This window comes from Agriterribacter sp. (assembly GCF_035445465.1).
Lineage (GTDB): Bacteria > Bacteroidota > Bacteroidia > Chitinophagales > Chitinophagaceae > Agriterribacter.
On sequence record NZ_DAOMQT010000022.1, the window covers coordinates 19,302 to 41,264 of the forward strand.

A 21,963-nucleotide genomic window follows, 5' to 3' on the forward strand; every position below is an offset into this window, starting at 1 on the left:
AGTAGCTACTTTCGTTTCTGTTCATTCATTATGCGTGTAATGCCTTCCTGGTAAATTGTACATTTAAAATCAGGAAATCTCTTTTTAAATTTTTCGGAGATAAAGATGTTGTCATATTTATAGCGTGGCAGCAGTTCCTGCAATTCCTTAGCCTGCCTGCTGAATAAACTCCCAAGTTTAAACATCCATATCTTTAAAACAGTGTAATCGAACTGTTGCTGATAAACTTCTGAAGCGAGGTTTATCAGTGCTTTGTAAGTTAGCCTGTTGTCATCGCAGGGCAAATGCCAGGTTTGATTATACGCATCCGGGGTATTGCCGATCAATGCCATGGCACGACTTGCATCGGGTGTCCAGATCAGCGTTCGTAAAGTATTATCTTTTAAAGGAACTTTCAGCTTTTTGTGCTGCCTGATGTTATCAAAAATTAAAGAATTGGTAATACTTTTCGTTTTACCCGGCCCATAAAATTCCGGCGCTCTGCAAATAACAGCTTCAATGGTTTTGTTATTCATCTCGGCTAACAACATTGCTGTCATTTCAGCTCTTACTGTTGATTTTTGTCCAACAGGAACAAACGGGCTTTCCTCGGTTTGCGGCTCATCTGTTTTGGCATACATATACGTGTTATCGAAAAATACCAGCTTACATTGATGTTTTTTACAGGCATCTATTACATGCCGCATGATAACAGGAAACTGTTCTGCCCACATTTGGGCGTTCATAGGCAACCCTACGGTCAAATAAGCAATATCGCTTCCTGCTACAGCTTTGCATGCTGCACCGGCATCTAAGAGGTTTGCAGCAAACAGTTCATCTGTGGCATTTACTTTTTTAGGGGTTCTGCTTACCAATCTGATGTCAGTGGTATAATTGCTGTGTAATTCTCTTGCCAATTCCTCAGCTATCTGGCCGTTTGCTCCCAGTATTGTTTGCATATCGTTTATTTACTCAAAGCAAATTATCCAATAATTATATCCGCATTTTCCGTGTCCAACAAATTGAATTCTTCCGTTGGTGGCAGTATTTTGTGTAATTAAGCTGTCTTATTGATTTTGCAACAGGTTCTTATACAGCTTCCCGCTTTTTATAATCACCAGGAATTTTTTTTCCGGGTCTGCAACTATTGACAGATCCCGCAGGGGATCACCGTCCACCAGTAACAGATCAGCAAGCGCTCCTTTTTCAATTACGCCTAATTTACCCCGATAAGGACTTCTCAAACCGGAGAGTTGCAAAAGTTGCGCATTGTCGTGGGTGACCATTTTAAGAATTTCAGCATTGGTAAACCATTTCTGCAAACGGAGAATATAAGCGTTTTGCTGATCATTTAAATCCGGCTCAAAAAGAAAATCGGTACCCCAGGCTAATTTCACTTTATAGCGTTTCGCCAAAGACCATACCTTTTCCTGCCCTTCCAGTACAATTTTACGTTTTTGCTTCCTGAGCTCCGCCATATCCGGTGTACTATCCCTCAGGTACTGAAGACTTAACCATATCTTTTTTTGAACCATTAACTGCAAAGTTTTTTCATCCAGGAGCTGACCATGTTCTATGCATTTTACTCCTGCTTCAATGGCACGTTGAACGGCTCTGGGCGTGTAGGCATGTACGGCTACATAAGTACCCCAATCTTCCGCAGCTTCTACTGCCGCTTTCATCTCATCTAATGTATATTGTGTAACGTCTACAGGATCAAATGCAGATGATGTGCCGCCACCGGCCATCAGCTTTATCTGGCTTGCCCCGAACCGCAGGTTTTCCCGAACAGCCGTTAACACTTCATCGCGGCCATCAGCTATAAAAGTGGCATTAAGCTTCTCAGCCCTGGAAGGTTCTCCGAAAAATCGCCGCGACCGCTCATCAGGCGTCCTGAAATCTCCGTGCCCGGAGGTCTGGCTAATAGTGGCCCCGGAAGGCCATATCCTGGGGCCTTTTATCTTTTCAGCGTCAATAGCCGCCTTTAGCGGAAAGACCGGCCCTCCTGCATCTCTCACACTGGTGAAGCCCCTCATCAGCATTTTTTCTGCTGAAACACTCACCTTTTCCATTAATGTTTTTTCTGAAAAACCGGGAGACATCATCTCCTGCATGGTAAGCGCACCGAAAGTCATATGTACATGCACATCAATCAGCCCGGGCATAAGGGTCTTTCCTTCACCATTTATTTTTAGCACATGCTGCTCCACAGCAATAGGAGCAGCGCTGATTTTTTGGATGGTATCTTTTGAAATCAATACATTAACACGCGGTGTAAGTACCTGTGATTTCCCATCAAATACTCTGACGTCCTCCAGCAATATCTGCCCCTGGTTAACTTGCTGGGCCCGTGCCGGGAGCACAGCCCCCGTAAAAAGTAGCAGCGTTAAAAAAATCGATGCCTGCATTGGAATAAAATTTATTTATATAAATGATAAAACGCTTTAACTACTTTGCTCAGTTTATCAGGGTAAAGAATTAATCATAGCCTTACATACAGATGATAATAGTTTTTGAGAAATGAAGCTAAGATCTACTGGCCATAAGTTAGCAATTTTAGCTGACAACAGGCAACTTACAAATGAATAATATGCCAAAAGTAAAAGCAATGGGGAGCTGGATTTTTTAATTATCTTGGTCTCAATCATAAAAAAAGATAGCAGCAATAGTTTGTTATGTCGTTAATTCGAACAATTTTTAAGTAAAGAGCCCTCTGATGGAAAAAGATCCGCTTTTTAAATTCAGGCAGCCACTGGTAACAGCCGCAGGCATTATATTGGGATTCGTTTTAAATTTCGCCACTGAATTAGTTAAACGCGACAGCAAAAATGACAGAATGGTGCTGCTGATCATATTTTCTACCCTGGTAGGTATCGTATTGCTGATTACCGCCCTATACCGGATATTAAACAACAGGTACAATAATGATAAGGCAGACACCTATTATAGAAAGACCCTGAATATTTTTCTTACCGGGGTAATTTTCTCTTTTTTGGGCGGATTACTAAAAATGGTTCACACGCTATTTCTTGCACAATAGCAAATTTACTAGTTTCAATCGTGTATCGAAAAAGTAAAGGGATAACAGCAGCCGTCCCATCACACCACATCAAAGAGATGCGTAGCGTAATGCAGGCTGTATAAATATCCCTGCTTTTTTACTTTGATCAGAAAATCTCCCTTTTCCTCATGGGTAACGAGCTCTTTTGGCCCGTGGATATCCCTTTCGCAGTAAGGCGCATGTTCGAGCAACTGCCCGTAGAGACTCAGGTAACGTTTGGGAAAACGGATGGGACTGAAAGACTCCATGATCAGCAAACGGTTACGGATATCCGAAAATTCAACCTGGTATATCACTCCTCTGGGTATGATGATATAATCGCCATAGCCGAAAGAAAGATCACCATACATCGTATGCAGGATACCGCTGCCTTCATGCGGCATAAGCCAAAGATTGAAAACCAAAAGCTGTTTTATAATAATACGCCGCCTGTTTGGCGTTGCCAGTATACAGTTCGATATGGTCTGTACCGGACAGGATGATTTCCTCCGGCACTGCAGGAGTTGCCTCCATAGCAAAACGGTTCATATAACAAGTAAATGAGCGTGAAAAAAAATGATAAGGAAATGCAAAGCAGAAATCCCGGCAGTTATACAACCACCGGGACTAAAATAAAGTTACTTGCTATACGGTAACACCGCCAACTAAGTGAGGCTCATGCCCGTTCTGCTGAATCATTTGCTCTTCCCTGTAAGGCTGCACCATAAGTTCCGCAACAGGCTGTGGTTTTTTTCCTTTGGTAACCCTTCTTATTATACCATCAAAGGCAGCGTACATTACAGGCACAATTATAAGCGTTAAGAAAAGAGAGCTCAGCAACCCGCCTATGATCACCCATGCCAGGCCATTCTTCCATTCTGCACCTGCGCCACTGGCCAGCGCTATCGGCAGCATTCCTATTACCATTGCTATGGTGGTCATTAAAATAGGACGTAACCTGGCATGATTGGCATCTATCAATGCATGATAGGTACTTTGACCTTCTGCCTTACGCTGGTTGGTAAAGTCAACCAGTATAATAGCATTTTTAGCCACCAAACCAATCAGCATGATCAACCCTAAAATGGTAAACAGGTTTAAAGAATTATTGGTAAGCGCCAGCGCCAGCAGGGCGCCGATAATAGCCAGTGGAATGGAAAACAATACCACTAACGGGTAAACGAAACTGTTGTATAAAACCACCATAATAAAATATACTAAAAATATGGCTGCTACCAGGGCAATTCCCATCGAGCCAAAACCTTCGCTCTGGTTCTCCATATCCCCGCTCCATACATAACTCACCCCTGCAGGCCGCTCAAGTTTATCTAATGCAGCCTGCCACTCAGCGGCAACAGTACCGGTTGGCCTGCCCACCGTTTGCGCTTCCACGGTTACCGAAGTGCTCTTGTCCCTTCTTTCCAACTGGCTGGGACCCGAACCCTCCTTTACACTGGCAAATTGCTCTAAGCGTACCTGGTTTCCTTTATCATTAATAAAAAGCAAATGCTTAACATCCTGAATATTTTTACGGTCAAAGCTCCCGTAACGGATATTAATATCATACTCGTATTCTCCCTGCCTGAACTTACTATCAGTATTGCCGCTAAAAGCTGTTTGCATGGTAGCGCCCACCGTAGAAAGGGTAAGCCCCAACGCAGCCATTTTATCACGGTCTACCTGCACTTCAATTTCAGGATTGCCCGCTTCTACAGATAATTTCATTTCCGTAGCACCCTTAATCATTTTCAGTTCATCCATTGCCTGGTTGGCATATACCATGATATTGCTAAGCTCCGGCCCGGTAACCACCAATGCCAGTGGCGCCCGTTCCGCCGACCCCAGTATGCTTACAGGCACTGTTTTTACTTTGGCCCCAACAAGTACCGGCTCCAGTTCCATTTTCATTTTTGCAGCATATATATTGGCATCGTCTGCCCGCTCATTTTTGGGTACTAACTGCACAGCGATCTCCGACTTATAAGGAGTGGCCTGTGTGCCGCCCATACCATCGCTGGATTGTCCCACTGTTGTAATCAACCGTATGATCTCCTTTCTACCGCTCAGGTAATTCTCTGCCTTTTGCGTTAACGCATTGGTTTGTTCAATGGAAGCATCTTTCGGTAATTCTATCTGTACCAAAAATTCACCCCTGTCGCTCTTGGCAAAAAATTCTGCCCCAATAAATCCGCCACCCACCAGGCCAAAGGAAGCGATCAGCAAACCAAACACCAGTGCAAGCGTGGTTTTTTTATGCGCAAGACTCCATTTTAATATGCCTGTTACCCAGTGGGTAAACTTTTCTAACCCGCTTTCAAACGCGAGTATAATTCTCCCAAAGAAGTTTTTACCGGTAATTTTTTCCAGCTTTCCAAAACGGGATGACAACCAGGGAACAATGGTAAAAGATGTGGCCAGAGAAAGCAGGGTGGCAATAGCTACGGTTACACAAAATTCTTTTAATATATCCGCCGCCAGCCCCGAGCTGAGCGCTATAGGTAAAAACACCACCACAATTACCAGCGTAATGGCAGTAACGGTAAAGCCTATCTCCTTTGTGGCATCATACGCTGCCCTTACCCTGTTCTTACCCATTTCCATGTGGCGGTATATATTTTCCAGCACCACAATAGCGTCATCCACCAATATACCTACCACCAGCGAAAGCGCCAGCAACGACATCAGGTTGAGCGAATAACCCAGCAGGTACATGCCAATAAACGTTGCGATCAGTGATACAGGAATCGCTACCATCACGATCAGCGCGTTTCTTACACTATGCAAAAAGAATAACATTACAAAAGCTACCAGTATAATAGCCAATACCAGGTCGAATATTACCGCATTGGCCGATTCCAGGGTATAATCAGAACTATCGTTGGCAACCGACATCGTTAGCCCCGACTGCTGATAATCGCTCTGCAGTTTTGTAATACTTTCTTTAATTAATTTGCTCACGGCTACAGCATTGGCATCCGACTGTTTGATTACCTGCAGGGCAATAGCGCTCTGCTGGTTTACACGGGCAATTTTTTCAATATCCTTTTGCGCGTCCTGCACATCTGCCACCTGGCTTAAACGGATCTGCGCTCCCTGTTTACCGGTGGCCACCACAAGGTTCCTTAATTCATCAACCGACTGGTATTTACCGGATAAGCGGATCAGTATATCGCTCTCCCTCGTTTGTACGCTACCGGTAGGGAAGTCGAGGTTGGCGGAAAGCACCGCGTTCTGCACCTGCAATAACGATAACCCATACCCCTCTAATTTGGCGGCATCTACGCTTACCTGTATCTCCCTTTCCTGTCCGCCAATTAAATTAATCCTGGCAACACCGGGCACCCTCGACAAAACCGGGGCAATCCGCTTATCCATCAGATCAAAAAAATCGGTTTCATTCAGGCCGGAAGAAGCGGAAAGGGTCATCACCGGTAAATCATCAAGCGAAAACTTATTCAGGGAAGGAGGATCTACGTTATCCGGCAAATCCTTTAAAATACTGTTTACTTTTCGTTGCGCGTCATTTAACGCATAGTCCACATCGGCCCCGCTGTTTAATGTAATGATGATAATGGACAGGCTTTCGAATGATTTCGCTTCCAGCTTCTTAATATTCTCCATGGAGGATACCGCATCTTCAATTTTCTTAGACACAGTATTCTCTACTTCTGCCGGCGATGCGCCCGGGTATATGGTAGTAACCGATACTACGGCCGGCGAAAACTTGGGCAACAGCTCATAGTTCAATGACTGGTAAGAGAGTAACCCACCCAGTGTTAGTACGAGTATCAGCACTATAACCAGCGAAGGGCGCTTTATTGATATTTCTGCAATTTTCATCCTGTTATTTTTATAATGTTTCCATTGCCTGTTCACGTTTATCCGCTCACTTTTCACAATAACCTACAGACACAATTTTCTTAACTTAGCACTATTGTATTACAGCGGCTTTAGCACCATCGCTCAGGTTCACCTGTCCGCTGGTTATTACCTTATCTCCTTCACGCAGTCCGCTGAGTATCTCCACTTCGTCTCCCGTAATTCTGCCGGCAACCACCTGCTGTAAACGGGCTGTACCATCACCGGTTAGCACAAAAACCTGGTTGCTGCTCACGCTGCCCGTAAACGCGGTTCTTGGTATAACCAGCGATGGCGGCGGGGCAGGAAAATGAAACATGGCTGTAGCAAACATCCCTGCCTTTACCCCCGCGCCTGCGGTATTGGCCATTTCAATTTCCACGGGAAAGTTTAACGCATCATCCGATTTGGCTGCTATAAAACTGATCACGCCTTCAAAAATCCTGTCGGGAAAAACACTCACTTTTACCTGAACCTTATCTCCCGTTTTCAATTGCGCAACCTGCGCTTCATTAACCTGAACCTTTAATTTAAGCTTCGAAACATCCACCAGTTCAAACAATTGGGTGCCGGGGTTCAACACAGCGCCGGGTTCAATAAACCGTTTATTGATTGTTCCGTTAATAGAGGCCCGTATATTGGCATCTGTAATTTTAATTTTAGCCTGCTCTACCCGGAACGCCGCATTTTTCAATGATAGTTCAGCCTGATCTAATTGCTGCTGCGTTACACCGCCTGTTTTAAAAGCATTTTCAAACCTGTTTTTATCCTGCAGGGCATTTTGATAATTGTCTGCTGCACTTTGTAAATCCACATGCAGTCCATCGGTTTTAATTACTGCCAGTGTTTGCCCTTTCCTTACTTTGTCGCCCTCTTTTACCAGCACGCTGATCACCCTGCCGGCAGTTTCTGAAGCAAAGTTCAATTGCTGAAACGGCGTAAAATTTCCGTTGGCTGTAAAATCTGTATTTACAGCCTTTTGCGCAACAGTAGCTGTCTTAACAGCAACCTCCGTATTGCGCCGGGCTACGATATCCGTTTTTTCTTCGTTTTTCTTTTTATTATTAGCAAGCACCCAGCTTATTCCGGCCAATGCCGCCGCAATAATAATAAGCGTAGTAAGCGCACGTGTAATTTTTTTGCTGCTCATAAAGAATAGTATTGATTTAGTTGAGTAATGTTTGAAGTTTTCCCTGCGCTTTTATTAATTGTATTTCGGCCAGCTTATAATCCAGCAAAGCGGCAGAGTAGTTGTTCTGTGCTTCTGTAACCGCATTTTCCGACTGAAGCAGATCGGTGAGATAGGCTAAGCCCTGGTTGTAATTATTTTGTGTATTATGATATACTTTCTGTGCCAGCTCAACATTTTTTTTCTGGTTATTTAAAATGATGATGCTGTTATTGATCTGAATTTTTGCATTTTCAAAAGACAGGTTTAAGGCCAAACCGGTTTGCGCCATATCTTCCTTTAGCTTCCTTAAACTTACATCTGCCTGCCTGATGCGGGAACGCGTGGCGCCGCCATTAAAAAGGGGTATCTTAAGCGACGCGCCTACGCTACTGTAATCAAACCAGCTTACGCCCTGGTTCGTTCCTTTAAACACCGGGAAAGCGTTGCCCATACCCTGGTAGTTGTAATTACCCGATAAAGAAAGCGAGGGGTAATATTCTGCTTTGTAGGCCTGTTTCTGGTATTGCAGCAATTCTTCCTGCTTTTTGAGCGTTTGAAATTCAGTACGGGTGTTTATATCGAGCGCTGACTGCAATTCCAGCGCTTCCGGCTGCACCTGGGATAATGCAACGTCAGACAGTACAATGGGTTGTTTGATATCCATCCCTGCCACATACTTCAGTTGGTTCTCCATTATAATAACGGCATTGTGTAACTGCAGCTTCTGACTTTCCAGGTTAGCGATGTTTACAGCAATTCTGTCTACATCAATTTGTTTACCCAGCCCGCTTTCGTACAATCCTTTAATGATAGCCTCTGATTTTCTGATATTGCTGATGGTGCTGTCTATTACTCCAATTTTCTGGCGCTGCACCAGCACATTGTAGTATGCTGTTGCCACCAGCTCAATGACCTGCTCTTCGGCCAATTCGCCATTCAGTTCATAGTATTCCCGTGCGCCTTTAGCAGCTTTTAAGCCGGTAAATAAAGACTGATCGAACAGGCTTTGGGTTAAGCTGATACCTGCGGTGGATATCCATTTCTGTCCAAAACTCACCAGCAGCGTTTTACCCGGTTGCCCCACCAGGTCGCCCGGCAGTGCGCTTTGCTGCAGGAGGGGGTTATAGGTAATATTACCGCTGCCATTAATCTGGGGCAAGCCCCTCGATCGTACTTCATCAACCTGGTATATGCTGTTTTCAATATCCAGCTTTGCCTTGCGGGCTGTTTGATTGGCGTGCAGGGCCATTTGCAGCGCCTCTTTCAGGCTCAGCTCTTTAACCGCTTTCTGCGCTTTTGCGCCTTTAAAAAAACAGAACATTAACAGCATCAGCCATAAGCCTGCTTTTACAGGTGTGCTTCCCCGGTTGCCCGGAAAGGCTACGCTAGCATAGCCTGTTACCGGAATGTGTGCGGTACGTTTACCTCGTTTCATTTTTTTGATTTAAACATTGTTTATTTTGTTATTCGCATATCCTTTATTGCTGCATGTGCACGATTTAAGCCCCGCTACATAAATAACAATCAGTTCTTTTTGCTTTCTAAAACCTTCAGCTATGGCTGTATGATCGGGAATTACAGTACGGCAGCGTACCACCTCCTGCATAGCTGCCAGGGTATCTAACAGGAGAGCCGCCACGCGGGGAACGTTGATCGCTTTAATTTCATTTGTGTATATAGCTGCTTCCAGCTCTTTTTCCACCAGTTCCTGTTGTCTTTTTCCCAGGTCTTCCATCAATGCCGTCAGCTCCCGATGGTTATAAAAAGCCTCCTGCGAATGATCGGCCGAAAGCATGTAGTACTTTTCAAAAAAAAACTCTTTGGCCTCTACCAGTCCTGTCATTTTTTCAGCCAGTGTTTTTTTCCGGGAAAAGATATGTGTCAGCCGGTCTATATATTCCGTTATCACGCTATTCAGCACTGCAGCAACCAACGCTTTTTTATCGGGGAAATAATAATACAGGTTTTGCTGGGAAACGCCCAAGTCGCGGGCGATATCTGCAAAAGTGGTTTTATTAAACCCAAAATGAATAAACCGCTTTAAAGCCGCCTCAATAATGCTCTCCTGTTTTATGGATGTTCCTGCTTTCACTTAAAACTGACTATTTTACTATTTGACTATTTTGATTTAAAAGTCAAAATTAAGAATAAAAGCGAAACCCTGCTGCTTTTTTTAAAAAATAAATGTTAAGCTGTTGCGGTAAGGCATCGGGGGGTGTGCCCATCTTTTTAAGGTTCCCGGTTATTTTACGGCAACCCCATGATAATCAGTTGTGCAGGCATGTTGTTTATCTAAGCCGTTAAACCTTTGAGGAAAATAGTTGCGAGTTCTTTTTCTTTGGTAAAAATCAGTTCAAATGCTTCTTTTCCGGGGAAAATGGTTCCACCGTTTTGCTGGAGTAATATATGCCTGAGGCCTTCTAAGCAGTTCAGAAAGAGCTCGGTAGTAGCCGTTACGTCCTTCATTTTAAGCGCGCCACTCTTTTTCCCCTTATTAAAAATTATTTTCACCCGCTTAAACTCGGATATCCGCGCAGCATTAAAGATAGGTTTCAGCTCATCAGGCGATTTTTCGATGGCCGTTTTAACAAACTCAATAATATTATAATATTGAAAAATAAAGTCTTTCCTTTTTTTGAGATAAACGATGATGTTTTTCAGCGGGTCTTCATCAGGCGTAAATCCGTCAGCATCTAATTGCTGCCTGCTGATAATGTTATCAATAACCGCGGCGTACAGGTTCAGTTTGTCGGGGAAATAATAATACAGCAACGGCTTGGAAATACCCAGGTCACGGGCTATTTCAGCCATAGTGGTTTTGCTTACGGTAAAATGGGCAAATCTTTTTTCGGCTGCCAGGATAATCGCTTCTCTTTTTTGATCGTGATTCATAGCTCAGCTTCAAAGTAAGTTTATTTTACCGGAGGTTCAAATTATATTGTGTTGTTACCTGATCCCCGGTCAGCTCCCACCCCAACTATTTTTGAAAAATTAAGTAACATATTGAAAAAATACAATACCTTGAAGGCAGGCTTTTCCCTTAGAGGGGATTACGTACTAATTGTTACATTAAATTCTATAACCCGTTTATGTCCGCAGTAATTCATTCAAAACGCTATATTAATGTTCTTTGGGCATGCCTTCTGATGGTGGCTGTACTTAATTTCGGTGTAATAACGTTGTATCATAACGGACTTTTAGGTACTGGTATTGGCCGCAAGTTGTATAACCTGTTATATGTAGACCGGGAATCGAACCTTCCCAGCTTTTTTAATACCGTATTATTGTTAATTGCTGCCGCATTGTTATTTATTACCTTTCTGCTGCATAAGCAGCGGGGAAATGTTAAAATTAAAAACTACTGGTTGCTGCTTTCGCTTATATTTTTGTTCTTATCTGCTGATGAAAGCATTTCCATACATGAATACCTTACCGTGATTTTGCCTCAATTAGGGATAGGGGGAAGTGGTTTCCTTACATTTGCGTGGATACTCCCCTATGCACTCGTTACCTTACTGGTTGGTTTGTACTTTATGCGCTTTTTGCTATCATTGCAAAAACCGGTTCGCACAGGTTTTATTTTATCCGGCATAGTGTATTTATGCGGTGTTATTGGATTTGAAATGATTGGGGGTAGCATTGCAGAAAAACAGGGATTAAACAATATTACCTTTGCGCTTGTTGCAAGTTGTGAAGAGATATTTGAAATGGCAGGGATAATCCTGTTTATTCATTATATCATGAAATATATCCGGCTCGAATTTGAACAGGCTTCCATTACCATAGCCCCCTAAGTCACCACCTAAAGTTATGCTTGCCCGTCTTCCACAACGGTTCCTTCCAGGTCATAATCGTAGGCACTGGTAATTTTCACATTCACAAATTCCCCCGGGGTTAATTTGCGGCTGGTAGTAATGATCACCTCATTGTCTACTTCAACCGAATCAAATTCGGTACGGCCCAAATAACGGCCGGCTTCTTTTTTATCTACGAGCACTTTAAATATCTTATCTACTTTTTCCTGGTTTTTTTCGTAGCTGATCTCCTGCTGCACCTCCATTACTTCCTGCGCCCGGCGTTCTTTTTCTTCATATGGAATATTATCTTCCAGGGCATAGGCGGAAGTACCTTCTTCATGCGAATAGGTAAAAATGCCTACCCTGTCGAAACGGTGCTGCTGCAAAAAGCCTTTCATATCCTCCACATCTTCTGCTGTTTCTCCGGGGAAACCGGCGATAAGCGTGGTACGCAAACAAATGCCTGGTATGCGGTTCCTGATCTCCCCTATCAAATCATCCATTTCTGCTTTGGTGATCTGGCGCCGCATGGCTTTCAGCATTTTGTCGCTGCTGTGCTGCAGCGGCATATCTAAGTAATTGCAGATATTGGGGCGCTCCTTAATAGCATCAATGATCTCTAAGGGAAATTTAGAAGGATAAGCATAGTGCAAACGGATCCATTCCAGCCCCTTTACATCTGCGAGGGCATGCAGCAACCTGGGAAGCTCGCGTTTTTTGTAAATATCCAGCCCGTAATAAGTAAGCTCCTGCGCAATAAGCATGATCTCTTTCACGCCCCTGCGCACCAGCCCTTCCGCCTCCGCCACCAATTGCTCTACCGGCTTACTTACGTGCTGTCCCCTCATTAAGGGAATAGCGCAAAAAGAGCAGGTGCGGTTGCAGCCCTCTGATATTTTCATGTAAGCGTAATGACCCGGGGTGCTCAGTAACCTTTCACCCACCAATTCTGCCTTATAATCCGCTTCAAATCTTTTTAAGATCAATGGCAGTTCCATGGTCCCGAACCAGGCGTCTACTTCAGGTATCTCTTCTTCCAGGTTTTGCCTGTAGCGTTCGGTTAAGCAACCGGTAACGTATACCTTATCTAACCGTCCCTTCTTTTTGAGTTCCACATGATCAAGAATAGTATTAATAGATTCTTCTTTGGCCTTATCTATAAACCCGCAGGTATTGATCACCACAATATTGTGGTCGCTTTTTTTGCTTTCATGCACCACATTAATATCATTAGCCTTCAGTTGGCCGCTTAATACCTCGCTGTCTACCACATTTTTACTGCAGCCTAAGGTAATGATGTTCACCTTGTCTTTCCGGAGCGTTCTTGTTTTCATACGAGCGGCGAAATTACATATAAAATCCGGTTCTGTTCTCTGCGAAGTACCTCACCGTACGAAGCCCTGCCAGATTGAACAATGTTATTTTGACAGAGAAAATATTAACGAATCTCTCACCGGCCGGAAATACGAATTCATGCTTTATCCTGTAAGCTTTGAAGAAATGAACGGGTGAAATCTGGAATTTGATTTATTATCCGAACTTAACCTAATTCGGATACTGCACCAGTCTGAAACCGCCGCTATCGTCTTTGTAATCCTGCTTTACACTGTTACGCGTAGAGGTTTTACAGTTGATGGCCTGTGTAAACCACGATCCCCCGCGCCGCACGCGGGCGGCTCCGGAAGCGGGGCCGGTTGGATTATTGCTCTCCCGTAACTCATAATAGTTTTTATTATACCAATCCTGGCACCACTCCCACATATTCCCGGTCATATCGTATAAGCCCAGCTCATTCGGCGCCTTTTCACCTACCGGATGCGGATGCCTGCCGCTGTTGCCTGTATGCCAGGCTACCGCGTCAATATTGTCGCTGCCGCTATACCGGTAGCCCTGGGTTTTTAGCCCACCCTTGGCGGCATATTCCCATTCGGCTTCGGTAGGCAAAGCATATTTCTTACCGGTGAGCTTGTTTAATATCTCAATAAATTGCTGTGCTTCATCCCAGCTTACCCTGTCTACAGGGCATTGGTCGCAGCCCACGAATTCGCTGGGGTTGCTGCCCATGATCGCCGTCCATTGCCGCTGGGTTACCGGGTATTTGCTGATAGAGTACCCGTCAACAATCACTTCATATTCCGGCCGCTCATCCGCTTCTCCCGAACGGTTACCCATGATAAACCTGCCACCTGTTACCCATACCATATTGCCGGATATGCTGTCTAACAGTTGCTGGCTTACCGATGGCAGCTCGGTTTCAGCTTTTTTGTCCTTCTTCCGCTTCTTTTTTCCAGTGGCTTCCTGTGCCATTAACACATTTACAAAAACAAAACTCACTGCTATTATTAAAGCATATCTTATCATTAATTTCATACAAAAGGGTTATGACTTCAAATATAGGGAAAAAAAATCCCGCCTCTTTGCAGAAGCGGGACCTGTTATTATTTCCCTTAAGAAAAAGGAGCTTTGTATTAATAGCCCATTCCACCCATATCAGGTGCACCATGGCTATGTCCTGCTGCTTCTTCTTTCTTAGGTTTGTCGGCGATCACACATTCCGTAGTGAGCAACATACCTGCAATAGAAGCCGCGTTTTCCAATGCAATGCGGGTAACTTTGGTAGGATCAATTACACCGGCTTTGAACAGGTTTTCATATATTTCTGTTCTTGCATTAAAGCCGTAATCACCCTTACCTTCTTTTACTTTTTGCACTACAATGCTGCCTTCAATACCGCTGTTGATAACGATCTGGCGAAGCGGTTCTTCAATAGCTCTTTTCACAATAGCAATTCCGGTCAGCTCATCTTCATTCAGTCCCCTGAATTTTTCTAAAGATTCAATAGCGCGGATATACGCTACGCCACCGCCGGGAACGATACCTTCTTCAACCGCAGCACGGGTTGCATGTAAAGCATCATCCACACGGTCTTTCTTTTCCTTCATTTCCATTTCGGTAGCGGCGCCAACCTGTAATACAGCCACACCACCGCTTAATTTAGCCAGGCGTTCCTGTAATTTTTCTTTATCATAGTCGGAGGTAGTTACTTCAATCTGTGCTTTGATCTGGCTAACACGTCCGGCGATATCTGCTTTTTTACCTTTACCACCAACAATGGTAGTATTGTCTTTGTCAATAACCACTCTTTCAGCCCTTCCCAAGGAAGAAAGATCAGCAGCTTCTAATTTATGGCCCATTTCTTCGCTTATTACAGTACCGGCGGTAAGAATACCAATATCCGTAAGCATTTCTTTTCTCCTGTCGCCAAAACCGGGCGCTTTAACGGCTGCCACTTTAAGCGTACCGCGTAATTTATTTACCACCAGGGTTGCCAGCGCTTCGCCTTCCAAATCTTCGGAAATGATCAGCAAAGGAGCGCCCTGCTGTGCTACTTTTTCCAGCACCTGGAGAATATCCTTCATGGTGCTGATCTTTTTATCATAGATCAGGATATAAGGCTTTTCCAGCTCAGCCTGCATTTTTTCGCTGTTGGTAACGAAATAAGGAGAAACATAACCCCGATCGAACTGCATACCTTCTACCACTTCTACAGTTGTTTCTGTACCGCGGGCTTCTTCAACGGTAATTACACCGTCTTTACCCACTTTACCGAAAGCTTCTGCAATCAGCTTACCAATGTTTTCATCATTATTGGCAGAGATAGAAGCTACCTGCTGGATTTTTTTACTGTCGGAACCTACAACCTGCGATTGTCCGCGCAGGTGTTCCACTACTTTTTCAACCGCTTTGGTAATACCGCGCTTTAAATCCATGGGATTAGCACCGGCGGCTACGTTCTTTAAACCCTCACTGATGATAGACTGTGCCAGAACGGTGGCAGTTGTAGTACCGTCACCTGCAATATCGGCAGTTTTGCTGGCTACTTCTTTTACCATCTGGGCGCCCATATTTTCAATAGGGTCTTCCAGTTCAATTTCTTTAGCAACGGTAACACCGTCTTTAGTTACTGCAGGAGCGCCAAATTTCTTTTCCAATACCACGTTACGTCCTTTAGGCCCGAGGGTAACCTTTACCGCGTTGGCAAGGATATCAACCCCTCTTTTCATTTTATTGCGGGCTTCTACTTCGAAGAATAATTGCTTTGCCATAATTATAACAATTTGAAAATTTGTGAATTGAAAATTTGAAAATGAAAATTGCCTCCCGTTCAGAAGACAACCTGATGCTGTGTTTTAAACGATCGCTAAAATGTCGGATTCTCTCATGATAAGATAATCAGCACCTTCAATCGTAATTTCAGTACCGGCATACTTGCCATATAAAACGGTATCGCCCGATTTTACGCTTACCGGCTCATCTTTTTTGCCGGGTCCTGCTGCAACAACAGTTCCACGCTGAGGTTTTTCCTTAGCAGTATCAGGAATAATAATGCCGCCGGCAGTTTTTTCTTCGGCAGCAGCGGGTTTCACAATCACCCTGTCATGAAGCGGAGTTACATTGAACTTTTTAGACATAGTTTAATAATTTTTTGTGTTGGTTAAAGATTGGTTTTATTAAATCTTTAAGGCTGCCAAAGGTAAACGAATAACATGCCAAAGCGTCAAGCCCGGAAAAAATTTCAGGTTTTGGTGCTAATTGCGGGTTAAATGAAAAAGTTGGCAGCGTTTGGTGCAGAGCGGCATGCCAAATTTGCGCAACAAACCTGTTAGCTCTGCCGGAAGACCTAACAGGTTTATAAATTCCTTATCTTCGCCGCCGCATAATAAGCTCTTTAAGATGATTAGCAGAAGAAATATCCGGGTTAAAGTAATGCAAACGCTGTATACCATTGACGCAGCAGAAGATCAGAAAGATAAGGCAAAAAAGCTATTGGATAAGCACCTGGAGCAGTCGCGGCAATTATTCGTATATCTGCTACATTTTATAACCCGGGTAGCGCGTTATGCCGAACAGGATTCCCATAACAGATTGTCTAAACACCTGCCCACCCAACAGGATCTGAATGTAAATATTAAAATAGCGGGCAATGAGCTGATGTGGAAAATATTGGAAGATCCTTCCTTCCAGAAAGCCTGCAGCGATATTAAGCCCCAGCAGTGGGACAATAGCAGCCTTATCCGGAAAACATACCTGCAACTGGCCGAAGCGCCTGTTTACAAGGAATATATCGCACTTCAGGAACGTAATAAAAAGTCGGAAAAAAACATCCTGGAATATATTTTTACCGATCTTATGCTTGCCAGCGATGACTTCACATCGGAAATAGAGGATATTTTTATTCATTGGGATGATGATGCGGAAATGATGAGCCAGTTGGTACTGAACTTCCTGCAAAAACCTGCTCAGTGTAATTTCCAGGATATGATCGGTGCGGAAAAAAGAAAGTTCGCCAATGACCTGTTAGACGCCGTAATCAATAAGGAAGCCTACTGCATGGAACTCATTAAACCCAAATTAAAAAACTGGGATGCCGAAAGAATAGCCGTACTGGATATGATCCTGATGCGGATGGGCGTATGCGAATTCCTGTATTTTGAAACCATTCCCACCAAGGTTACCATTAACGAGTACATTGATCTGGCCAAAGCATACAGTACACCCCAAAGCGGACACTTTGTGAACGGCATACTGGATAACATTCATAAAGATTTGCTGGCGCAGGATAAATTACACAAAACATCTTATAAAAAACCCTGAAATTAGTGCCGGGTATGCTGCCATGATATACCTTCAAATACCTACATTTGCAGCTTCAAAGTATTTGCAATGACGATAAAAAAATCTTTTCTGCTCCTGGCTGTTTTGGGTCTTGGGTTTGCAGCCTGCCAGTCTCCGGAAAACAAGCCGGCGGAAAGCCCTGTTGCTGCCCCGGCAAATGAGCCGGCGCCCGTTACCACTATTCAATGGATAGATTCTGCCTTTAATAAAGGAACCATTACTGAAGGTGAAAAAATAGAGATCGTTTACCGTTTTAAAAACACCGGCGAAAAACCGCTGATCATAAAAGATGTACGCCCTTCCTGCGGCTGTACAGTAGCCGAAAAGCCCCTGGAGCCTATTGCGCCGGGCAAAGAAGGAAGCATCAAAGCGGTATTCGACAGCCAAAATAAACCCGGCCCAACTCACAAAACCATAACCGTAGTATCCAATACCGAGCCGGAGAGCTATGCATTAACCTTTAATGTTATTGTAAATAAAAAAAGTTAGTCATTACTATTTAAATCATACACATGAACAATTATTTCGTTTTATTGCAAAGTGGCGGAGGCAATGCACAAATGATGCAGATGATAATGCTTGTTGGTATTATTGCTGTGTTTTATTTTTTTATGATCCGTCCCCAAACTAAAAAAGCAAAAGAAGCCAAAAATTTTCAAAGCAGCCTGCAAAAAGGCGATAAGATCGTAACCATTGCCGGCATACACGGCAAAATTGATAAAGTAGAAGATAATACCATTCAATTAGAAGTAAGCCCGGGAAGCTACCTGCGTATTGAAAAAAGCGCGGTGAGCATGGAATGGAGCAAACAACTGAACAGCGGAGCCACAGCCGACAAAAAATAAGCTGCCGCAAATTCTTATTTTTAATATCCGGGATCCAATGCAGAAGGGATCCCGGATTTTTATTGCATACTCACTTCAACCAATATTTGTGCTGAAAGCAGGATTAACAGGCGGCATCGGATCGGGCAAAAGCACTGTTGCCCGTGTTTTTGAATTATTGGGCATACCCGTATACGATGCGGATACTGCCGCCAAAACCATCATGAATGAAGATGAAAACCTTAAGGCATTAATCATTGAGCATTTTGGTGAAGAGGCTTATGCAAACGGCACACTTAACCGGGCATATATTTCATCTGTTGTTTTTGAAAACACAGAAAAATTAGCCTTATTAAATTCATTAGTACACCCGGCTACCATACAGGCAGCCGAACGGTGGATGCAACAACAAAATACCCCCTATGTAATGAAAGAAGCCGCATTGATCTTTGAAAGCGGCTCACAGGAAGGACTCGACGTAGTAATAGGTGTTTACGCTCCTGTACACCTTCGTATACACAGAACCATGCAGCGCGATAATATAAGCCGCGAAGCCGTGCTGAAACGCATAAGCCACCAGATAAATGAAGAGCTGAAAATGAAGCTCTGCGATTTTGTATTATATAATGATGAACAACAACTGTTAATACCGCAGGTTATCGCACTGCATGAAAAATTGTTACGTTTAAGCAACAAAGGGTAATATAACATAACGGACCCGGGTGGCGAGTGGTGTCTTGTGGGTAAATAATATGCGTTTTTAGTTACGCTGAAAATAACAGGGATACAACTGATTGATAAATACAACGTGAGAAGTGAAAGGTGAAACTGATTGCCGACGGCTAATGGCTGACAGCTCCGGACGAGAGTTGAATAGCGAGCCCTGTGCCTTAGCTATCAAATAAGTTCCTTTAACTTTTCAACTACAAGATCCACTTCTTCTTTGGTGTTGTGCCTGCAAAATGAAAAGCGAACGGCTACCCTGTTGGGATTGTTATTCATTGCCCGTATAACATGCGATCCCTGTTCGGCGCCACTGGTGCAGGCGCTGCCACCGGATGCGCAGATATTGTTTATATCAAGATTAAATAATAGCATTTCAGATTTTTCCGTTTCGGGAAGACTCACATTGAGCACAGTATATAAGCTTTGCCCTGCATAATCGCCGTTAAATTCAACGTCTTTAATGTGCTTTTTTAGCTGTGCTGCCATATACAGCTTAACAGATTTTATATACCTGCTTTCCGTTTCGTAATTTGCCGTAGCCAGCTCCAGTGCTTTTGCAAAACCTACTATACCATACAGGTTCTCTGTTCCTGCGCGCATATTCCGCTCCTGGCTCCCACCGTGTATATAAGGCTCTATGCTTACGTTTTCATTAATATACAATAAGCCGCTACCCTTGGGTCCATGAAATTTATGTGCGGAGGCCGTTATAAAATGAACCGGCGTTTGTCGCAAATCAATAGGATAATGACCCACGGTTTGTACCGTATCGGAATGAAAAAAAGCGCCGTGCAGCCTGCACATTTCACCCACGGCATGCAGATCGAGCAAATTGCCGATTTCATTATTGGCATGCATAAGGGTAACTAAGGTCTTTTCTTCACTGCCGGCAAGTAACTGCTCCAGGTTTTCAAGGTCTATATGCCCGTCCGGCAATAACTTCACAAAAAGAAGCTGTGCCTCGCCCCTGTTGCGCAGGTATTCTACCGTATGCAAAACGGCATGATGTTCTATAGCAGATGAAATAATACGTTTGCATCCCAAATCCCTTACGGAAGCAGTAATGGCTGCATTGGAACTTTCTGTTCCCCCGCTGGTAAAGAAAATTTCAGCGGGATGGGCGTTGAGTATTTTAGCAACAGCCTTCCTGGCATTTTCAATGGCAAGCCTGCTTTCCCGGCCATAAGAATAAATGGAGGAAGGGTTACCAAATTTTTCCGTCATATAGGGCAACATCGTTTCCAGCACTTCCGGAGCCAGGGCTGTTGTAGCGGCATTATCAAAATATATTCTTCTTTGCACGAAATGGTACTTTACGCTCACGCTTAAAAACTACAGTCATCAAAAATCAGCTATGTTATTTTAATTCCCTGATATCCTGCATCAGGCGCAATGCTATATTATTGGCAGTAGATTCAAAATTACTTTCGGCATATATCCGGATGATCGGTTCCGTATTGCTGGTACGCAGGTGTACCCAGTCGTTATCAAACTCTATTTTTAAACCGTCTTCGGTATTCACCGGGTGGCTTTTATACTTGGTTTTTATTTTTTCAAACACTGCTTTCACATCCACGCCCTGCTCCAGCTCCAGCTTATTTTTACTGATAAAATAATCAGGATAAGTTCTTCTTAGCTGTTTAATGCTTTTTTGTGTTTTTGCCAGTTGGGTTAAAAATAAAGCGATGCCCACCAGCGCATCGCGCCCGTAATGCAGCGCAGGTAATATAATACCGCCGTTACCTTCGCCGCCAATTACCGCGTTCACTTCTTTCATACGGGTTACCACGTTTACCTCGCCTACCGCGCTGGGAAAGTATTGTCCGCCATGCTTCAGCGTAATGTCTTTCAGGGCGCGGGTAGAAGACATGTTGCTTACCGTATTACCGGGTTGGCTGCTTAATACGTAATCGGCAACGGCAACAAGCGTATATTCCTCGCCAAACATGCTGCCATCTTCACACACAAAGCAAAGCCTGTCAACATCCGGGTCAACAGCAATACCCATATCTGCCCCGCTCTTGCGCACCATATTGCTTAACTCTCCCAAATTTTCGGGAAGCGGTTCGGGGTTATGGGCAAACTTTCCGTTAACCTCCCCGTTTATAACGGTAATATCCTCGGGCTGCACTCCCAAAGCACGCAACAGTTCCGGAACAAATATAGCGCCCGTGCTGTTTACAGCGTCTACGATAATTTTAAAGTTCCTGGCTTTGATGGCTTCAATATCAACCAGGCCAAGCGAAGTAATAGCTGTTATATGTTTTTGAAGATAAGCATCTTCTTCCCTTACCGTACCCAGCTTATCAACAGGAGCAAAGCTGAAATTTTCTGCCGCAGCTATCTCTAATACTGCTTTACCATCCGGCCCCGAAATGAATTCTCCGCTACTGTTCAGCAGCTTCAGGGCATTCCATTCCTTGGGGTTATGGCTGGCGGTTAAAATAATTCCTCCGCCTGCTTTTTCCATTACAACCGCCACTTCAACCGTGGGTGTAGTGCTTAATCCCAGGTCAATTACATCTATCCCCAAAGCATTTAAGGTGCTTACTACAATATTTTGTATTAAGGGTCCGCTTATTCTCCCGTCTCTTCCAATAACTACTTTCTTATTACCGGTTTTTTCAATCAGCCAGCTTCCGTAAGCGGCTGTAAATTTTACCACATCTAAAGGTGAAAGTGTTTCCCCAGGTTTTCCTCCTATAGTGCCCCGGATCCCGGATATGCTCTTAATCAATGCCACGGTACTAATTATTTTGTGGATGCAAACTTAGTTTAATTTTTTAAAACCGGAGGAATTGAGCCGGGTTGTAAAACTATAATTACATTTGCCTAAACAATCCATTCCATTCATGGCGGGTAACCGTAGGTTCTTCACAATTCATTATTCTT

Annotated in this window: 19 protein-coding genes and 1 pseudogene; 6 read left to right on the forward strand and 14 right to left on the reverse strand. The window is 43.8% G+C overall.

Features of this window, described 5'->3' with window-relative positions; translation table 11 throughout:
- Nucleotides 1-5 precede the first annotated feature (5 nt).
- Both PLE34_RS12220 and PLE34_RS12225 read right to left on the reverse strand, forming a co-directional pair.
- Complete coding sequence (locus tag PLE34_RS12220; protein ID WP_324557350.1) at nucleotides 6-938, reverse strand: NAD-dependent epimerase/dehydratase family protein; 933 nt, start codon at nucleotides 936-938, stop codon at nucleotides 6-8.
- Nucleotides 939-1,046: 108 nt separating this feature from the next.
- Nucleotides 1,047-2,387, reverse strand: coding sequence for a metal-dependent hydrolase family protein (locus PLE34_RS12225; RefSeq protein ID WP_324557353.1), 1,341 nt, complete (start codon nucleotides 2,385-2,387; stop codon nucleotides 1,047-1,049).
- Between the two features lie 308 nt (nucleotides 2,388-2,695).
- On the opposite strand from PLE34_RS12225, the gene PLE34_RS12230 reads away from it, so the two are divergent.
- Nucleotides 2,696-3,019, forward strand: a complete 324-nt coding sequence (locus PLE34_RS12230; protein WP_324557355.1) for a hypothetical protein — start codon at nucleotides 2,696-2,698, stop codon at nucleotides 3,017-3,019.
- Nucleotides 3,020-3,081: 62 nt separating this feature from the next.
- On the opposite strand, the pseudogene PLE34_RS12235 reads toward PLE34_RS12230, so the two are convergent.
- The 6 genes and pseudogenes from PLE34_RS12235 to PLE34_RS12265 form a co-directional block, all read right to left on the reverse strand.
- Nucleotides 3,082-3,568: pseudogene (locus PLE34_RS12235) on the reverse strand (homogentisate 1,2-dioxygenase); the annotation flags it as partial.
- 96 nt (nucleotides 3,569-3,664) lie between these two features.
- A complete protein-coding gene (locus PLE34_RS12245; RefSeq protein WP_324557364.1) occupies nucleotides 3,665-6,859 on the reverse strand; it encodes an efflux RND transporter permease subunit in 3,195 nt (1,064 codons plus the stop codon).
- Nucleotides 6,860-6,950: 91 nt separating this feature from the next.
- Nucleotides 6,951-8,027, reverse strand: coding sequence for an efflux RND transporter periplasmic adaptor subunit (locus PLE34_RS12250; protein WP_324557367.1), 1,077 nt, complete (start codon nucleotides 8,025-8,027; stop codon nucleotides 6,951-6,953).
- 16 nt (nucleotides 8,028-8,043) lie between these two features.
- Entirely contained in the window at nucleotides 8,044-9,483 is a 1,440-nt protein-coding gene (locus PLE34_RS12255) for a TolC family protein (RefSeq protein WP_324557369.1), read from the reverse strand.
- Between the two features lie 9 nt (nucleotides 9,484-9,492).
- The gene (locus PLE34_RS12260; RefSeq protein WP_324557371.1) at nucleotides 9,493-10,140 is read right to left on the reverse strand and encodes a TetR/AcrR family transcriptional regulator; all 648 of its coding nucleotides are present in this window, start codon (nucleotides 10,138-10,140) and stop codon (nucleotides 9,493-9,495) included.
- 200 nt (nucleotides 10,141-10,340) lie between these two features.
- Nucleotides 10,341-10,940, reverse strand: coding sequence for a TetR/AcrR family transcriptional regulator (locus tag PLE34_RS12265; RefSeq protein WP_324557372.1), 600 nt, complete (start codon nucleotides 10,938-10,940; stop codon nucleotides 10,341-10,343).
- A 197-nt stretch (nucleotides 10,941-11,137) separates the two neighbouring features.
- On the opposite strand from PLE34_RS12265, the gene PLE34_RS12270 reads away from it, so the two are divergent.
- Nucleotides 11,138-11,842, forward strand: coding sequence for a DUF8692 domain-containing protein (locus tag PLE34_RS12270; RefSeq protein ID WP_324557374.1), 705 nt, complete (start codon nucleotides 11,138-11,140; stop codon nucleotides 11,840-11,842).
- A gap of 14 nt (nucleotides 11,843-11,856) precedes the next feature.
- On the opposite strand, the gene rimO is transcribed toward PLE34_RS12270, so the two are convergent.
- The 4 genes from rimO to PLE34_RS12290 form a co-directional block, all read right to left on the reverse strand.
- Nucleotides 11,857-13,179, reverse strand: a complete 1,323-nt coding sequence (gene rimO / locus PLE34_RS12275; RefSeq protein WP_324557377.1) for a 30S ribosomal protein S12 methylthiotransferase RimO — start codon at nucleotides 13,177-13,179, stop codon at nucleotides 11,857-11,859.
- Nucleotides 13,180-13,390: 211 nt separating this feature from the next.
- On the reverse strand, nucleotides 13,391-14,215 hold the full coding sequence (locus PLE34_RS12280; RefSeq protein ID WP_324557380.1) for a formylglycine-generating enzyme family protein: 825 nt from the start codon (nucleotides 14,213-14,215) through the stop codon (nucleotides 13,391-13,393).
- Nucleotides 14,216-14,313: 98 nt separating this feature from the next.
- Nucleotides 14,314-15,951, reverse strand: a complete 1,638-nt coding sequence (gene groL, locus PLE34_RS12285) for a chaperonin GroEL (RefSeq protein ID WP_324557382.1) — start codon at nucleotides 15,949-15,951, stop codon at nucleotides 14,314-14,316.
- Nucleotides 15,952-16,035: 84 nt separating this feature from the next.
- The gene (locus PLE34_RS12290) at nucleotides 16,036-16,317 is read right to left on the reverse strand and encodes a co-chaperone GroES (RefSeq protein ID WP_152266749.1); all 282 of its coding nucleotides are present in this window, start codon (nucleotides 16,315-16,317) and stop codon (nucleotides 16,036-16,038) included.
- Nucleotides 16,318-16,579: 262 nt separating this feature from the next.
- On the opposite strand from PLE34_RS12290, the gene nusB reads away from it, so the two are divergent.
- From nusB to coaE, 4 genes are all read left to right on the forward strand, one after another.
- On the forward strand, nucleotides 16,580-17,500 hold the full coding sequence (nusB, locus tag PLE34_RS12295) for a transcription antitermination factor NusB (RefSeq protein WP_324557386.1): 921 nt from the start codon (nucleotides 16,580-16,582) through the stop codon (nucleotides 17,498-17,500).
- Between the two features lie 69 nt (nucleotides 17,501-17,569).
- Nucleotides 17,570-18,010 (forward strand): DUF1573 domain-containing protein, encoded by a 441-nt coding sequence (locus PLE34_RS12300; RefSeq protein WP_324557389.1) that lies wholly within the window; start codon nucleotides 17,570-17,572, stop codon nucleotides 18,008-18,010.
- 23 nt (nucleotides 18,011-18,033) lie between these two features.
- Complete coding sequence (yajC, locus tag PLE34_RS12305) at nucleotides 18,034-18,366, forward strand: preprotein translocase subunit YajC (RefSeq protein ID WP_324557392.1); 333 nt, start codon at nucleotides 18,034-18,036, stop codon at nucleotides 18,364-18,366.
- 37 nt (nucleotides 18,367-18,403) lie between these two features.
- The gene (coaE, locus tag PLE34_RS12310; RefSeq protein ID WP_324557395.1) at nucleotides 18,404-19,048 is read left to right on the forward strand and encodes a dephospho-CoA kinase; all 645 of its coding nucleotides are present in this window, start codon (nucleotides 18,404-18,406) and stop codon (nucleotides 19,046-19,048) included.
- A gap of 194 nt (nucleotides 19,049-19,242) precedes the next feature.
- On the opposite strand, the gene PLE34_RS12315 is transcribed toward coaE, so the two are convergent.
- Both PLE34_RS12315 and glmM read right to left on the reverse strand, forming a co-directional pair.
- Entirely contained in the window at nucleotides 19,243-20,373 is a 1,131-nt protein-coding gene (locus PLE34_RS12315) for a cysteine desulfurase family protein (protein WP_324557398.1), read from the reverse strand.
- A gap of 55 nt (nucleotides 20,374-20,428) precedes the next feature.
- Nucleotides 20,429-21,814 carry a phosphoglucosamine mutase gene (gene glmM / locus PLE34_RS12320; protein WP_324557401.1) on the reverse strand — a complete coding sequence of 462 codons (1,386 nt, stop codon included), beginning with the start codon at nucleotides 21,812-21,814 and terminating at the stop codon, nucleotides 20,429-20,431.
- Nucleotides 21,815-21,963: the final 149 nt, after the last annotated feature.

Bases quoted from the DNA above. Each gene is read 5' to 3' on its own strand.
- PLE34_RS12220 (WP_324557350.1), bottom strand. From the start codon at position 938: ATGCAAACAATACTGGGAGCAAACGGCCAGATAGCTGAGGAATTGGCA.
- PLE34_RS12225 (WP_324557353.1), bottom strand. From the start codon at position 2,387: ATGCAGGCATCGATTTTTTTAACGCTGCTACTTTTTACGGGGGCTGTG.
- PLE34_RS12230 (WP_324557355.1), top strand. From the start codon at position 2,696: ATGGAAAAAGATCCGCTTTTTAAATTCAGGCAGCCACTGGTAACAGCC.
- PLE34_RS12245 (WP_324557364.1), bottom strand. From the start codon at position 6,859: ATGAAAATTGCAGAAATATCAATAAAGCGCCCTTCGCTGGTTATAGTG.
- PLE34_RS12250 (WP_324557367.1), bottom strand. From the start codon at position 8,027: ATGAGCAGCAAAAAAATTACACGTGCGCTTACTACGCTTATTATTATT.
- PLE34_RS12255 (WP_324557369.1), bottom strand. From the start codon at position 9,483: ATGAAACGAGGTAAACGTACCGCACACATTCCGGTAACAGGCTATGCT.
- PLE34_RS12265 (WP_324557372.1), bottom strand. From the start codon at position 10,940: ATGAATCACGATCAAAAAAGAGAAGCGATTATCCTGGCAGCCGAAAAA.
- PLE34_RS12270 (WP_324557374.1), top strand. From the start codon at position 11,138: ATGTCCGCAGTAATTCATTCAAAACGCTATATTAATGTTCTTTGGGCA.
- rimO (WP_324557377.1), bottom strand. From the start codon at position 13,179: ATGAAAACAAGAACGCTCCGGAAAGACAAGGTGAACATCATTACCTTA.
- PLE34_RS12280 (WP_324557380.1), bottom strand. From the start codon at position 14,215: ATGAAATTAATGATAAGATATGCTTTAATAATAGCAGTGAGTTTTGTT.
- groL (WP_324557382.1), bottom strand. From the start codon at position 15,951: ATGGCAAAGCAATTATTCTTCGAAGTAGAAGCCCGCAATAAAATGAAA.
- PLE34_RS12290 (WP_152266749.1), bottom strand. From the start codon at position 16,317: ATGTCTAAAAAGTTCAATGTAACTCCGCTTCATGACAGGGTGATTGTG.
- nusB (WP_324557386.1), top strand. From the start codon at position 16,580: ATGATTAGCAGAAGAAATATCCGGGTTAAAGTAATGCAAACGCTGTAT.
- PLE34_RS12300 (WP_324557389.1), top strand. From the start codon at position 17,570: ATGACGATAAAAAAATCTTTTCTGCTCCTGGCTGTTTTGGGTCTTGGG.
- yajC (WP_324557392.1), top strand. From the start codon at position 18,034: ATGAACAATTATTTCGTTTTATTGCAAAGTGGCGGAGGCAATGCACAA.
- coaE (WP_324557395.1), top strand. From the start codon at position 18,404: ATGCAGAAGGGATCCCGGATTTTTATTGCATACTCACTTCAACCAATA.